This is a genomic window from Winogradskya consettensis (assembly GCF_018332715.1).
Lineage (GTDB): Bacteria > Actinomycetota > Actinomycetes > Mycobacteriales > Micromonosporaceae > Actinoplanes > Actinoplanes consettensis.
This window is the reverse complement of sequence record NZ_BOQP01000039.1, coordinates 48429-62696: the sequence shown is the minus strand read 5'-3', so window position 1 is coordinate 62696 and position 14268 is coordinate 48429. Positions and strand designations below refer to the sequence as shown.

The 14268-nt window shown below is 69.2% G+C and carries 13 protein-coding genes; 10 read left to right on the top strand and 3 right to left on the bottom strand.

Going from position 1 to position 14268, the window contains the following annotated elements:
- The gene (locus Aco04nite_RS32560) at positions 1-2124 is read right to left on the bottom strand and encodes a putative bifunctional diguanylate cyclase/phosphodiesterase (protein WP_244876458.1); all 2124 of its coding nucleotides are present in this window, start codon (positions 2122-2124) and stop codon (positions 1-3) included.
- A 373-nt stretch (positions 2125-2497) separates the two neighbouring features.
- Here Aco04nite_RS32560 and Aco04nite_RS32555 point away from each other — a divergent pair, with 373 nt between their 5' ends.
- From Aco04nite_RS32555 to Aco04nite_RS32540, 4 genes are all read left to right on the top strand, one after another.
- Positions 2498-2899, top strand: coding sequence for a VOC family protein (locus tag Aco04nite_RS32555; RefSeq protein ID WP_244876457.1), 402 nt, complete (start codon positions 2498-2500; stop codon positions 2897-2899).
- A gap of 179 nt (positions 2900-3078) precedes the next feature.
- Positions 3079-3675 carry a winged helix-turn-helix domain-containing protein gene (locus tag Aco04nite_RS32550; protein ID WP_213001074.1) on the top strand — a complete coding sequence of 199 codons (597 nt, stop codon included), beginning with the start codon at positions 3079-3081 and terminating at the stop codon, positions 3673-3675.
- Positions 3668-5095 carry an MFS transporter gene (locus tag Aco04nite_RS32545; RefSeq protein ID WP_280519398.1) on the top strand — a complete coding sequence of 476 codons (1428 nt, stop codon included), beginning with the start codon at positions 3668-3670 and terminating at the stop codon, positions 5093-5095. Before Aco04nite_RS32550 ends, Aco04nite_RS32545 begins: the two co-directional genes overlap by 8 nt.
- Positions 5079-5585 carry an NUDIX domain-containing protein gene (locus Aco04nite_RS32540; protein ID WP_244876456.1) on the top strand — a complete coding sequence of 169 codons (507 nt, stop codon included), beginning with the start codon at positions 5079-5081 and terminating at the stop codon, positions 5583-5585. Before Aco04nite_RS32545 ends, Aco04nite_RS32540 begins: the two co-directional genes overlap by 17 nt.
- On the opposite strand, the gene Aco04nite_RS32535 is transcribed toward Aco04nite_RS32540, so the two are convergent.
- Positions 5586-6059, bottom strand: a complete 474-nt coding sequence (locus Aco04nite_RS32535; RefSeq protein WP_213001071.1) for a TspO/MBR family protein — start codon at positions 6057-6059, stop codon at positions 5586-5588. It abuts the gene before it with no gap.
- Positions 6060-6170: 111 nt separating this feature from the next.
- Here Aco04nite_RS32535 and Aco04nite_RS32530 point away from each other — a divergent pair, with 111 nt between their 5' ends.
- Positions 6171-6317, top strand: a complete 147-nt coding sequence (locus Aco04nite_RS32530; protein ID WP_203839018.1) for a hypothetical protein — start codon at positions 6171-6173, stop codon at positions 6315-6317.
- Between the two features lie 115 nt (positions 6318-6432).
- On the opposite strand, the gene Aco04nite_RS32525 is transcribed toward Aco04nite_RS32530, so the two are convergent.
- Positions 6433-8130, bottom strand: coding sequence for a glycoside hydrolase family 13 protein (locus Aco04nite_RS32525; RefSeq protein WP_213001070.1), 1698 nt, complete (start codon positions 8128-8130; stop codon positions 6433-6435).
- A gap of 60 nt (positions 8131-8190) precedes the next feature.
- Here Aco04nite_RS32525 and Aco04nite_RS32520 point away from each other — a divergent pair, with 60 nt between their 5' ends.
- From Aco04nite_RS32520 to Aco04nite_RS32500, 5 genes are all read left to right on the top strand, one after another.
- The gene (locus Aco04nite_RS32520) at positions 8191-9192 is read left to right on the top strand and encodes a glycosyltransferase family 4 protein (RefSeq protein WP_213001069.1); all 1002 of its coding nucleotides are present in this window, start codon (positions 8191-8193) and stop codon (positions 9190-9192) included.
- A gap of 185 nt (positions 9193-9377) precedes the next feature.
- On the top strand, positions 9378-10529 hold the full coding sequence (locus Aco04nite_RS32515; protein WP_213001068.1) for a glycosyltransferase: 1152 nt from the start codon (positions 9378-9380) through the stop codon (positions 10527-10529).
- Positions 10526-11623, top strand: a complete 1098-nt coding sequence (locus Aco04nite_RS32510) for a glycosyltransferase (RefSeq protein ID WP_213001067.1) — start codon at positions 10526-10528, stop codon at positions 11621-11623. The genes Aco04nite_RS32515 and Aco04nite_RS32510 overlap by 4 nt, the downstream gene beginning before the upstream one ends.
- Positions 11620-13125, top strand: a complete 1506-nt coding sequence (locus Aco04nite_RS32505; protein ID WP_244876455.1) for a glycoside hydrolase family 130 protein — start codon at positions 11620-11622, stop codon at positions 13123-13125. Before Aco04nite_RS32510 ends, Aco04nite_RS32505 begins: the two co-directional genes overlap by 4 nt.
- A gap of 59 nt (positions 13126-13184) precedes the next feature.
- Positions 13185-14267: a lactonase family protein gene (locus Aco04nite_RS32500; RefSeq protein ID WP_213001066.1), complete on the top strand. Its 1083-nt coding sequence runs from the start codon at positions 13185-13187 to the stop codon at positions 14265-14267.
- Position 14268: the final 1 nt, after the last annotated feature.

Sequence of the window (14268 nt, the reverse complement as noted above, 5' to 3'; positions counted from 1 at the left end):
TCAGACCCTCACGTCGCGGCGGATCAGCTCGGCATGGGCCGTGGCGATCAGGGGCTTACCGAAAAGCCATCCCTGCCCCAGGTCACAGCCCTGTTCGTGGAGCCAGTCACGCTGCAGTTCGGTCTCAACGCCCTCCGCCACGACCCTCAGGTTCAGCGCTCCGGTCATCGCCAGCACCGCCCGCACGATCGATTCGTTCGCCCCGTGCAGGCCGACCTCGGAGACGAACGAACGGTCCAGCTTCACGATCCCCACCGGCAGCAGATTCAAATAGCTCAGCGACGAGTAACCGGTGCCGAAATCGTCGATCGCCATGGTGACGCCCAGGTCGCGCAGGGCATTGAGCGTGTCCAGGGCGGTCTCGAGGTCCTCCATGACGCCCGATTCGGTGATCTCGAGCCAGAGCGCCTCGGGTGGCAGCCCGGTCTCGGCCAGCACGTCCTGCACGAGCTGCACCAGCGCCCTGTCACGCAGCTGGCGCACGGAGACGTTGACCGAGACGTGCAACGGCCGGGCGTCCGGCCCGCGTTCGGCCCGCCACGCGGCGAGCTGGTGGGCCGACTCGCGCAGCAGCCACGCGCCGGCGTCCACGATCAGGCCGGTCTCCTCGGCGATCGGGATGAACTGCAGCGGGGAGACCGAGCCGAGCTCGGGGTGTTCCCATCGCATCAGCGTCTCGAAACCGTCGAGCTCCCCCGTGGTCAGGTCGATGATCGGCTGGTAGGTCGCAAACAGTTCACCGCGCTCCAGCGCCCCGCGCAACGCTTGTTCCAGGTCCATGCGGGTGCGGACCCGCTCGCGCAGGGAGGAATCGAAAACGGCGTAAGCGTTCCGCCCGGAGCCCTTCGCCTTGTACATGGCGGTGTCGGCGTCACGAATCAGTTCGACCGCGTGCGCGCCACCGAGCGACTTGGCCACGCCGATGGAGGCCGAGACCACGACATTGCCGACAGACAGTTCGAACGGCTTGACAAACACAGCCAGCACGCGAGCGGCCAGCGACTCGGCGAGAGCGGAGTGCGACGGGCTGGCCAGCGCGATGACAAATTCGTCGCCGCCGATCCTGCACACCAGGTCCTCGCCGCGCACCTGCGAGCTGAGCCGGCCCGCGACCGCGCAGAGCAGCTCGTCCCCGACCTCGTGACCCCAGTGGTCGTTGACCATCTTGAAGTGGTCGAGGTCGATGAACAGCAGGCTGATCTCCTGACCCTCGGCGGACGCCCGGTCACCCCATCGGGTGATGGTGTCGGTGAGCAGTTCCCGGTTCGGCAGGTCCGTGAGCGCGTCATGGGTGGCTCGGCGCCGGGTGACGTTCTCGGCGCGGGCACGGGAATTGTTGGAACGCACGACCCGGTAGAAGACCGTCATGATCAGCAGGACGCAGAGCACCGCCCGGACCGTGCCGTCCAGGACCCCGCCGATCGGCTCGACCGTGGTGATGACGACGGGCACGGCCACCATCAGGGCGATGATCCCGGTGCGGAGCTTCCCCAGTTTCTTGACGATGATCCGTTGCGGCTCGGTGAGGGTGCGCATCGACGGGTGCAGCGTGGCCGCGCCGACCAGCAGAAAGGTCGCGGTGAAGAGCACGTCGACCAGGTGACCGGGCACGTCTGCCACGGCACCGTCGCGCAGCATGAAGAAGAAGTCGCCGATGAACATCGATGCGGCGGCCAGGTTGAGCATCCACAGCGACGGCGCCCGGGCACCCGAGAGCGCGAGCTGTGCAACCAGGACCACGAGCACCACGTCGATGATCGGGAAGAACGCGTTGGCGACCCGCAGCGGCGGCAACCCATCCTGATCGATCGAGGGCGCCATCAGATAGGTCCAGCTCATGAAGCCGGCAGCGAGCCCGACAAGCACGGCATCAACCCTGGCGGGATCGTCGTCGGCAGCTCGGCGCCGCTGCAGCATCGTCCCGAAGGCGTAACCCTCGAGCAGATAGGCGGGCAGCACGAAAGCGTCCGGGATCAGCGCCATGGTGGTCGGCGGGGATTCACCGGCGCCGGGCACGAGCGCCCGGATCACGATGCCGCCGAAGAAGAGCCACGCCGCCATCACCAGATGTACCCATGGTCCCCGCTGGTCGGGCAGCGCGATACGCCGCACGCCGTAGGTCATGGCTCCCAGCCCCGCGCCTATGCAGAGCGCGAGAAGCGGCAAGCGCAGAAACTCCGGCCCCACAGCAAGCAGCGTCAGGGCACCCGCGGATCCAGCGGTGAACACCCAAGCCCGGGCGGCACTACGCCGCGACAGCCCATCGGAAGCCACCGCACCAGCGGTTTCCGTGCCCTTCGGGGCCAGCGCAGAGATCACAACCCCCCATCGGCAGGTCGTGCCGCCCGCTTAGTACGAACTGGCCGTCCGCGCGATGCCCGAGCGGGCGTTGTCCCGGGCCACCGTCCCGGTCAGGCCGGGTCGATCCGGCAGGCAGCGATCAACCAGATGAAAAAGCCAGAGGTAAACCTGCCAGAAGGTGTCAGCTATACCCGTCATGATCGAGACCGACTCCACCGACGAAAGGCTCGACATGCCCGGCTTCGCCACTCTGGCCATGATCAACCTCGACGCCGAGGACCCCGCGGCCCTGGCGTCCTTCTACTCGCAGGTCCTGGGCTGGGAAGTCCAGCACTCCCAGGAGGAGTACGCAATGATCGGCGACGGCTCCACCAGCATCGGATTCGGCAAGGTTCCCGGCTACTCGGGTCCGGGCTGGCCCGGGGAGAGCACCCCGAAACGCTTCCACCTCGACTTCTACGTCGACGACCTGGACAAGGCGGAGGAGCAGGCGCTCGCGCTCGGTGCGACCACGCCGTCCGAGCAGCCCCAGCCGGACCGCTGGCGGGTGCTCCTCGACCCGGCCGGCCACCCCTTCGACGTCTGCCTGCGTTCCTGACTCAGGAGCTCCCGGCTCAAGCACGAACGAAGCTCCCTGCCCAGGCACCAACGAAGCTCCCTGCCCAGGCACGAACGAAGCTCCTGGCTCCGGCGCAGCCCAGGTTCCTTGGTTCAGGTAGGAGCCTGATTCCAAGCACTTGCTTGACATCGCCGCCTCGGAGGCCACATATTCCAAGCATGTCCTTGGAATCCCATCCGGGGCGGCGAGTTGTCACCGACCCGCTCGCGCTCCGGGCACTCGCCCATCCGCTACGCCTCAAGATCTACGGGGTGGTGGGCCGCGAAGGCCGGATGACCGCCGCTGAGGCCGCCCGTCAGATCGGGATCAGCCAGGCACTCGCCTCGCACCACCTCCGACAGCTCGCCAAGTACGGGTACGTCGAGCCGAGCCCCGCCGGGGACGGCCGGGAGCGCCCCTGGCAGATCACGTCCACCGCGAACAGGTTCCGGGGCGACGACTCGTCCGAGGCCTGGGAATCGGTGGAGTTCCTCGACCGCTACATGGCTGAGCAGGCCGTGGAGCAGCTCGCGGACTGGCAGTTGCGGCGCGAGGACCAGGATCCACGATGGTCCGAGCTCGCAGGCTCGGACCAGTCCCTGCTGTACCTCACGATCGAGGAGGTGGCCGAGCTCAAGGAAGCCGTGAACGCACTGTTCACGGAGCGCGCCCGGCGGCGACCTCTCGGTGACGCCACGAAGCGGCCTGCCGATGCGGTTCCGGTGAACTTCACGCTGGTGACGGCCCCACTACGCCCAACGGCATCCGGTGGCTGACATCCCTCCGCCCGCCGACACCCGCCCAGCAGCCGCCAGCCCTCCACCCACCGGCAGCCGTGCAGCCGCGGACAGCCGTCCAGCTACGGACAGCCGTCCAGCAGGCGACACCCGCCCATCGGGTGACATCTGGCTGGTTCTTGGGGCGAATCTTGTTTCGCTGATCGGGGATTGGACGTTGCGGATCGGGGTGGCGTACCAGATCTATGTTCTGACCGGGTCGACGCTTGCCTCGGCGGCCGCGCTGCTGGTGTCGCTGCTGCCCAAGATCGCGCTGGGTTCGATTGCCGGGGTCTACGCCGATCGGTGGGACCGGCGCTGGACCATGATCGGCACCAATCTGCTCATGGCGGCGGCGTTGCTGCCGTTGTTCGCGGTGCGCAGTGCCGGCCAGGCGTGGCTGATCTATGCGGTCATGGCGGTACACGCCTGCATCGCGCCGTTCTTCTCGGCCTCGGAGGCCTCGCTGGTGCCCACTCTGGTGGGAAGCGACCGGCTGGTCCGGATCAACTCCCTGAACGGCCAGGTCAGCGACATCGCCCGGCTGATCGGCGCGGCGCTCGGCGGGGCCTTGGCCGCTTTGGGCGGCATTCCCCTGCTCGGTGCGGTCGACGTGGGAACGTTTCTGCTGGCTGCCGGCTTACTGTCCCTGCTACAGGTACGCCCCGAGCGCACCAACACGGCTCGCCCGCATGTCCTCCACGAGTGGTCCGAAGGCCTGCACATCGCCCTCGCGAGCCGGGCACTACGCGTCTTCCTCATCTTCGGCCTGATCACCGGCGTGGGCGAGGCGGCCATCGGCACCCTCGCGGCGCCGTTCGTGCGTGACGTGCTCGGGGGCGATGCTCGGGCGTACGGGATGATCATGTCTTCGCAGGCGATCGGCGGGCTGGCCGGCGGCCTGATCGTGACGCTGGTCGGGCATCGGTTCCCGCCGCGGGCGATGTTCGGCTGGGGCGCCGTGACCTTCGGCCTGATCGACCTGGTGCTGTTCACCTATCCCCTGCTCGATCGGGTGCTCTGGCCCGCTGTCGTGCTGATCGTCGCGGCCGGGCTGCCCGCGGCGTTCATCATGGCGGGAGGCATGACCGTGTTCCAGCAGGCCACCGAGGATCGCCACCGCGGCCGGGTCTGGGGCGCGTTCACCGCGGTGGACGCGACGGCGATGCTGATCGGCACGATCGCAGCGGGCTCGCTCGCCGAGCGCTGGGGCGTCCTTCCGGTGATCACCGTTCAGGGCGTTGTCTACACCGCAGCCGGCGCCGTCGTGCTCCTGGCGCTGCCCCACCGCCTGACATCATCCCCAGATGCCCCCAGCCCGCAGGAGACCCGAGCCGAGCCCGCACGAAACGAGCCCGCACGAATCGAGGCTGCGCCAGACCGGGCTGCGCGAGATGATCTCCATGCTTCAGCCGTTTGACGACCTCGAGGCTGAACATCGGGCGGACACCCTGTTCTGGCTGAGCTCGACGGACGACGTGTACCGGCGGGTCAAACCGGCTGTACCGGCACGCCACCTGGTGTCCTACGTGGTGCCAGTCGATCCCCGGACCGGGGACCTGCTCCTGGTGGACCACCGCAACGCGAAGCTGTGGCTGCCGCCGGGAGGCCACGTCGAGCCCGGTGAGGACCCGGCGGTCACCGCGGCGCGCGAACTGGCCGAGGAGCTCGGTGTGACCGGCGCGGCTTCGGCACCGATCTTCCTGACGGTGACCCGCACGGTGGGCATCGACGCGGGTCATACCGATGTGAGCCTGTGGTATCCGGCAACGGTGCACCGGGAGACGCCGATGACGGTGGACCGGGGTGAGTTCGCGGACGTCCGCTGGTGGTCGCGGGCCGAGCTGGCGGCGGCGGATCCGGCACGCTTCGACCCGCATCTGGGGCGTTACCTGGCCAAGACGTCCTGATCAGTTGGCGTGCCAGATCCAGGCGTTGAGGGCTGTCGCGAAGGTCACCCACGCCCAGTAGGGCAGCAGCAGGCCCGCGGCGAGCCGGGAGACCGGGCGGAACAGAAAGACCGTGACGCCGATCATCAGCCACATCACGATGATGTCGGCGAGCGCCAGACCGTACTGGCCGAACCCGAAGAAGATCGGGGTCCAGATCGCATTCAAAACCAGCTGGACAGCGTACGCCGTGAGCGCCGGAGTCCAGCCCACCCGCCGCCACACCAACCAGCCCGCCACGGCGATCAGTACGTAGAGCAGCGTCCACACCGGCCCGAACAGCCATGACGGCGGCGCCCATGGAGGCTGCCGGAGGCTCTGGTATTCCGATGCTGTGCCGGCGACACCCAGTCCGCCGGCGAGTGCGGCCACGGCGACGGCGGCACCGAACGGCGCGAGGCTGAGGTAGGGCCGGCGGGCGGCGTGACTGGTCATGGCCTACGTCTACCCGGCTGTTTTGACGATCATGCACATGAGGGTGTTTGGGAGCGCTTCCGTTCGGGGTATCAGGGCGCCGCCTTACCCCCACAGAATAGAGGCTCTCCGATGTCCATCCAGGGACTGTTCTACATCATCGCCGTGATCCTGCTCGTGCTCGCCGCGCTGCCGATCGGCACCCGGGGCATCTCGCTCGCCCTGCTCGGAGCGGCCTTCGCCCTCCTCGCCTACTCCTGGGACACGATCACCGCCTGATCACCCGGCCACCCCGGCACCGGTCCCGCCGCTTCAGGCAGGGCCGGTGCCGTGCGTCCGGGCCCCGAAACGAGCAGGGCGGGACGAAACAGAGCCGCGGCAGAGCAGAGTCGGATCAGCTGACGGTGCGGCGGTAGATCACCGCCTGCCACGGTTCGAGGAGCAGGCCCGTGGGTGCCGGGGCGTTGGTCAGCAGGAGCTCGGCTGCCGACCAGGCGTCGGCGTCGGGGATCTCCGCTCGGGCCGGTTGGCCGGTGAAGTTGCCGATGACCAGGAGTTCTGTGGTGCCGTGGCGGCGGGTGAACGCGTACAGGCGTTCGTCCTCGGGCATCAGCATGGTGAAGTCGCCGTAGATGACCGCGGGTTCCTCGTGGCGGAGTTCGATGAGGCGGCGGTAGAAGTGGTAGACGGAGTCCGGGTCCTTGGTCGCGGCGGCGGCGTTGATCTCCACGTGGTTGGGGTTGGCGGCGAGCCATGGGGTGCCGGTGGTGAATCCGCCGTTGGGTGAGGCGTCCCATTGCATCGGTGTGCGGGCGTTGTCGCGGCTGCGGGCACGCAGCACCGTGAGGACGTCCGAAGCCTGCCGGCCCTCGTGCTCCACGGCCTGGGTGTAGAGGCCGAGCGCCTCGATGTCGCGGAAGTCGGCGATCGACGCGAACGGCGTGTTGGTCATGCCGAGTTCTTCGCCCTGGTAGACGTACGGTGTGCCGCGGTGCAGGTGCAGGACCGCGCCCAGCATCTTGGCCGAGCGGTTCCGCCACTGCGGCGAGTCGTCGCCGTAGCGCGAGACGACGCGGGGCTGGTCGTGGTTGTTCCAGTAGAGACTGTTCCAGCCCTTGTCGGCGAGGCCGGCCTGCCAGCGCGCGAAGATCGCCTTGAGCCGGGTGAGCTGCAACGGGTAGAGCAGCCACGGGTCGGCACCCCGGTCGACCCAGACGTGGTCGAAGTTGAAGACCATGTCGACCTCGCCGCGTTCCGGGTCGGTGTAGAGGATGGCCTCGTCGACCGTGACGCCGGGCATCTCGCCGACGGTCAGCAACGCGTCCCGGCCGGCGAAGACCCGCTCGTGCATCTCGTGCAGGAACTCGTGGTTGCGCGGGCCGTTCATGTAGTGCGGGCCGCCGTCGCCGTAGAGCGATCCGGCCCGGACCATGCCGTCGGGCAGCGTCGTGTCCTTGGAGATGTGGTCGATGACGTCCATCCGGAAGCCGTCCACGCCCCGGTCGAGCCACCAGTTCATCATCGTGTAGATCGCGTCGCGGACCTCGGGGTTCTCCCAGTTGAGGTCGGGCTGCTTGCGGCTGAAGATATGCAGGAAGTATTCGCCGGTCGCGGGGTCGTATTCCCAGGCCGGGCCACCGAAGACCGATCCCCAGTTGGTCGGCTCGGCGCCGGGGGTCCCGGGCTCGACGCCGTCGCGGGCGGGGCGCCACCAGTACCAGTCGCGTTTCGGGTTGTCCTTCGAGGAGCGGCTCTCGGCGAACCACGCGTGCTCGTCGGACGAGTGGTTGACCACGAGATCCATGACCAGGCGCATACCCCGGTCGTGTACGCCCGTCAGCAGCTCGTCGAAGTCGGCGAGCGTACCGAAGATGGGGTCGATGTCCTGGTAGTCGCTGATGTCGTAGCCGTTGTCGTCCTGCGGCGAGGGGTAGACCGGCGACAGCCAGATCACGTCGGCGCCCAGGCCCTTGATGTGATCCAGGTGGTTGATGATGCCGCGAAGGTCGCCCATGCCGTCACCGTCGGCGTCGGCGAAGCTCCGGGGGTAGATCTGGTAAACGACGGCACTGTGCCACCAGGGGTTGTCCATGGTCTCTCTTTAACACGTGAAGCACTGACGAAACACCGAATCGCTCCCATACTGGGGACCATGAAGGTGGCGCTGCTGGGACCGATCGCTTGGCGTACGCCTCCGATCCACTACGGCCCGTGGGAGCTCGTCACGAGCCTGCTCGCGGAGGGGTTGACCGCCCGCGGGGTGGACGTGACGCTTTTCGCGACGCTGGACTCCGTCACGAAGGCCACCCTGGACGGCGTCGCGGTGCACGGTTACGAGGACGACCCCGATCTGGACGGCCGGGTCTGGGAGGCCCTGCACGTCGCGTACGCCCTGCAGCGCTCCGGCGATTTCGACCTGGTCCACAACCATCTGGACTGGCTGCCGCTCGCGTTCTCCGCACTCTGCCGGGCGCCGATGCTCACCACGATCCACGGTTTTTCGGGGCGGAACATCCTGCCCGCGTACAAACGGGCCCGCTCGTCGTTCGTGTCGATCTCCGACGCCGACCGCAGTCATGACCTGAGCTATGTGGGGACCGTCTACCACGGCGTCGACCTGGACGAGCTCCCGTTCACCGCGGACGGTGGCGACGACCTGGTGTGCTTCGGGCGGATCCATCCGGACAAGGGCACGGACACCGCGATCGAGATCGCCCGGCGGGCGGGACGACGGCTGACGCTCTGCGGCATCGTGCAGGACCAGCGCTTCTTCGAGGAGATGGTCGAGCCGCACATCGACGGGGACCGCGTGGTGTACCGGGGCTCCGTCGGGCCGCAGGACCGGGCGCGGATCCTGGGGGGCAGCGCGGCGTTGCTGCACCCGATCCGGTTCGCCGAGCCGTTCGGGCTGTCGGTCGTCGAGTCGATGATCTGCGGGACGCCCGTGGTCGCGTACAGGAAAGGCTCCATGGCCGAGGTGGTCGACGAAGGTCTCACCGGCCGTCTGGTCGAGGACATCGACCAGGCGGTGGCCGCCGTCGGCAAGATCGACCTGATCGACCGCGGGGCCTGCCGGGCCCGCGCCCGGAGCCGCTTCGGGGCGGACCGCATGGTCGACGACTACCTGGCCATCTACCGCGAATTGCTCAAATGAGCATCAGATGGCCCGGTGGTGAGCCCGCGGCTCGACCCAGGTCCTGAATAACCCTCACTGACCAGGCAATTCTTGTTAACGTCGCATTACTCAATTGCGGCAATTCTCCCGAAAGGGCAGGTCCACAGTTCCGCGCGCCCGTTAGCGCCGCGGGGAGGCAGCCGCCTGAACAGAAGGGGCCTGTCATGCCCGCGACCTACGGATTTCTCAGCACCTATCCCCCGACACAATGCGGTTTGGCGACGTTCAATGCCGCGCTGTCGTCCCACCTCACCGCGGGCGTGCCGGGCAGCGGGGTGGTGCGGTTGCTCTCCGCGGACGCGGCCGGTGGCGGGCTCGAGGTCGACCGGGCGGCACCGCGGGTCGTACACACCTGGCCCACCGACACCGCCGGCGGCTGGACCGCCGCCGCGAATGCGCTGAACCGCTTCGACGTCGCCGTTGTGCAGCACGAGTACGGCATCTACCCGGGGCTCGACGGCGACGAGGTGCTGCCGTTGCTGAGAGCCCTCAAGGTTCCGGCGATCGTGGTGCTGCACACCGTTCTGAGCACCCCGACACCGATGCAACGCTCGGTGCTCGAACGGATCGTGGCGCTCGCGGACGCGGTCGTGACCATGACGGACACCGCTCGTCAGCGACTGACCGCCGGTTACCGGGTCGACCCGCACAAGGTGACCGTGATCCCGCACGGCGCCGCCAGCCATTCCAGCGCGCCCCGCGAGGTCCACGACGTGCCGCACCTGCTCACCTGGGGACTGCTCGGCCCGGGTAAGGGCATCGAATGGGCACTGCGGGCCCTCGCCGGGTTGCGTGACCTGGACCCGATGCCGCGATACACCGTCGCCGGTCGCACCCATCCGAAGGTGCTGGACTACCACGGCGACGGCTATCGCGAATCGCTGGTGCGGCTCGCGGACGAGCTCGGCGTGGCCGACCGGGTGCACTGGGAGGACGTCTACCTGGACGAGGCCTCGCTGAGCCGGCTCATCCGCTCGGCCGACGTCGTGGTGCTGCCCTACGACTCGACCGAGCAGGTCACCTCGGGCGTGCTGATCGAGGCCGTGGGTGCCGGTGTCCCGGTGGTGGCCACGGAGTTCCCCCACGCGGTGGAGCTGCTCGCCGACGGTCCGGGCCTGCTGGTCCCGCATCAGGACCCGGTGGCCATGGCCGCCGGCATCCGGCATGTGCTGCAGTCCCCGGACGTAGCGAATCATCTGACCGGCCTGGCCGGTGGACCGACGCTGCGCTGGCCCGCGGTGGCCGCCCGCTATCAGAGCCTCGCGGCGCACCTGCTGACCGCGAGCACGCCCGTCGCCACCTCGGTTCCCGCGTGAGCGTGACTCTGCGGCTGGTCCCGCCGCCCGTGCGGTTGATCGACGCGCCCGAACCGAACTGGTCACACGTGGCCCGGCTCTCTGATGACACGGGGCTGCTGGAACACGCCCGCAACGCGACCGTACGACGCGAGCACGGCTACTGCGTCGACGACGTGGCCCGCGGCCTGCTGCTCGCCGGCCGGGAACCGCAGCCGACCGCCCTGGTCACCGGGCTGGCGGAGCGCTACCTGGCGTTCGTCACGCATGCGATGGCACCCGACGGCACCGTGCGCAACAGGCTCTCCTTCGACCGGCGCTGGCAGGACGAGCCCGGCACGGACGACTGCTGGGGCCGGGCGCTCTGGGGTCTCGGCACCGCAGCCGGCCGTTGCGCGGTCCCGTGGATCCGCCGGGAGGCCCGGCAGGCGTTCCTGATCGGCGCGCGGCAACGCTCGCAGTGGTCACGCGCGATGGCCTTCGCCGGCCTGGGCGCGGCCGAGGTGCTCCGCGGCGACCCGGCCTGCGGCGAAGCGGCACAACTGCTGGCTGACGCGGCCACCGTCGTGGGTCTGCCGGGAAGCGACCCCGGCTGGGTCTGGCCGGAACAGCGGCTCTCGTACGCGAACCCGGCGCTGGCCGAGGTCCTGATCCACGCGGGCGACCTGCTGGGCGACGAGCACCTCCTGGAGGAAGGTCTCCGCATGCTCGGCTGGTTGTGCCGCGTGCAGGAACACCAGGGTCACCTGTCGACCGTGCCGGTGGCCGGCTGGCAACCGGCGGATCTGAGCACCCCCGACGGCCGGCACCGCTTCGACCAGCAGCCGATCGAGGCCGCCGCGACCGCCGACGCCTGTGCCGCCGCGGCGACAGCGACCGGGGACGACGCCTGGGACGCCCCGCTCTTTCAGGCCATCGCCTGGTTCCTGGGTGACAACGACGCCGGAATTGTCATGTATGACCCACTGACCGGTGGATGTTATGACGGATTGACCCCGGAAGGCCCTAATCTGAATCAAGGTGCCGAATCAACTCTCGCGCTCGTCTCCACGTTGCAGCACGCTCGCGCGTGGGCGGGGCGCAGCGCGACCCGACCGTCAGGCGGCCTTGCGTGACCGCAACTATGGATCCCCAGGAACGTGCCCAGACCACCAGCCTCGCCATGCGCCACGCGCTGACGATGCAGCCCGACGCGCGACGCGTGGTGATCAAGCTCTTCGTGCCCGGCGAGGACGCACAGCTCGTGCAGAACCGCGCGTCGAGCCTCATCGAGCGGATGTTGCGGCTCGACGAGGACGAGATCGCCCGGCTGCTCGACGACGTGCTCACCCGGTTCGCGGGGCGTCACCACGACCTGCTCACGACGTTCAGCCATCACTTCGATCTGGTGCACCACCGGGTCCCGCCGGATGCCGAGCTCTCGCCGAACGCCCGGATGCTGATCGGTGCTTACTTCAGCCATGAGTACGCCATCGAGGCCGCGGCGCTGTGCAACCCGTCGATGGTGCCGCACCCGGATCAGAGCGGGCTGCAGCCGGGCGAGCTCCGGGCGGCGATCAGCCTCCGCCAGATCGGCGAGGGTCACATCTCGTCCATCGGCTTCTGCTCGGCGGTGCTCGGCCCGGACGACAGCTTCCGCCTCGAGGACCGTGACGGCCCGCTCCTGGTCGGCGAGCGGACCGGGGCACGCCACCAGCGGGACGCGCTCGCCGCCGGCCTGGCCGAGCTGGAACTCGACAACGAGCTCTCGGCGACGGTGCTGGCCGCGCTGCCGGAGAGCTACAGCGAGGAGGAGTTCGAGGACGTCCTCGGTCACCTCCCGGGCGAACTGCTGGCCCGCCCGACGACCGGCGAGACCCTGGCGTTCCTGCGCGAGATCGTGGCCACCGATTACGCGGTCGCGTTCCCGGCCACGGTCCCGCTGCACCAGCGCGTGCTCTGGCCCGCCGCCCCGGCCGAGAGCAACGGCATGGAGGACGCCCGGTTCGTGCAGACGGAGGACGCGGAGGGCCGGATCACGTACGCCGCCACCTACACCGCGTACGACGGCAGGCAGATCGCCGGCCGCATGCTGCAGACCCGCGACCTGCGTCATTTCGAGGTCACCGCCCTGCGGGGCCCCGCCGCCCGCAACAAGGGCATGGCGCTGTTCCCCCGCGCGGTCAACGGTCGTCACCTGGCCCTGTGCCGCTCGGACGGTGAGACCCTCGGGCTCAGCGAACGCGACGAGTCCAACCGCTGGCACGCGGCGGTGCCCCTGCTCATGCCGCACCGGGGCTGGGATCTCATCCAGGTCGGCAACTGCGGCTCACCGGTGGAGACCAGCGACGGCTGGCTGGTGCTCACCCACGGGGTCGGCCCCATGCGCCGCTACGCGATCGGTGCCATGCTCCTCGACCTCGACAACCCGGAGCGGGTGATCGCGGACCTGCCGCACGGCCTGCTGGAACCCGACGAGATCGAGCGCGAGGGCTACGTCCCGAACGTCGTCTACTCGTGCGGCGGCATGCTGCACGACGGCCGCTTCTGGCTGCCCTACGGCGCGAGCGACGTACGCGTCGGCTTCGCCAGCATCTCGATCGACAGCCTGCTCGGGGCCATGGTTCCGGTCTCCTGATCAGCTGCAGCGCTGCCCCGGTCCGCGGATCGGGGCGGCGCTGCGTTAAATTCACGTACATGGATGGAAAAGGCACCACGCGGCGGGGAATCCTCAAGCTCGGCGGCGCCGCGGCAGTCACCGCGGTAACGGGGACCGAAGCGATCACCGGCCACGAGGCGTCACCGGCCGGCTTCCATCTCGGCACGTACACCTCGGCGGGCGGCCCCGGCATCGCCGCCGGCCATCTCGACCCCACGACCGGCCGGCCGTCCGTCGAGAGCAGCACCGCCGTTGTACCCGAGGCTTCCTGGCTGGCCATCAGCGCCGCCGGCAGCATTCTTTACGCGATCAGCGAGCAGGAACGCGGGACGGTCAGCGCCCTCACTCCCGCCCTGGAACTGCTCGGCACGGTGGCCACGGGCAACGGCCCGGCACATGTGGCCGTACACCCCGATGGGTCGTTCTTGTTCGTCTCGCTCTATGGCGAGGGTGCCGTGGTCACCCACCCGATCAACGCCGACGGCACGCCCGCGGCAGCGACGGACCGGCGCTCCCACGGCACCGGCGCGCACGCGCACCAGGTCGTCGTCGATCCCCTCGGCGCCTACATCCTCGCCGTCGACCTGGGCCGGGACGCGGTCTACACCTACGCGCTCGACCGCCAGGCGGGCTCCCTCACCGAGGTCACCCGCCTCGAGCTCCCGGCCGGCAGCGGACCTCGCCACCTGGCCTTCCACCCGTCCGGCACGGTCGCCTACCTGGCCAACGAGCTCAATTCGACCGTGACCGTCTGCGCGTACGCCGAGGGCGTCCTGCAGCCCGGCCAGGTCGTGACCGCCGCACCGGAAACCGGGGTGACCAACTATCCGGGCGAGATCGCGGTGTCCCCGGACGGCAGCCACGTCTACGTCAGCAACCGGGGCACGAACACCATCGGCGTGTTCACCACCGGAGCCGACGGTACGACCCTCACCCGCGTGGCCGCCCCCTCGTGCGGCGGGGACTGGCCCCGGCACCTGGCGCTCGATCCAGCCGGTGAGCGGCTCTACGTGGCCAACCAGCGCTCGGGCACGATCGCCTGGCTGCCGCTCCTCGACGGCATCCCCGGCCAGGTCAGCGGCACTGTCGCCGCACCCGGGGCGGCCCAGATCCTCTTCTGAG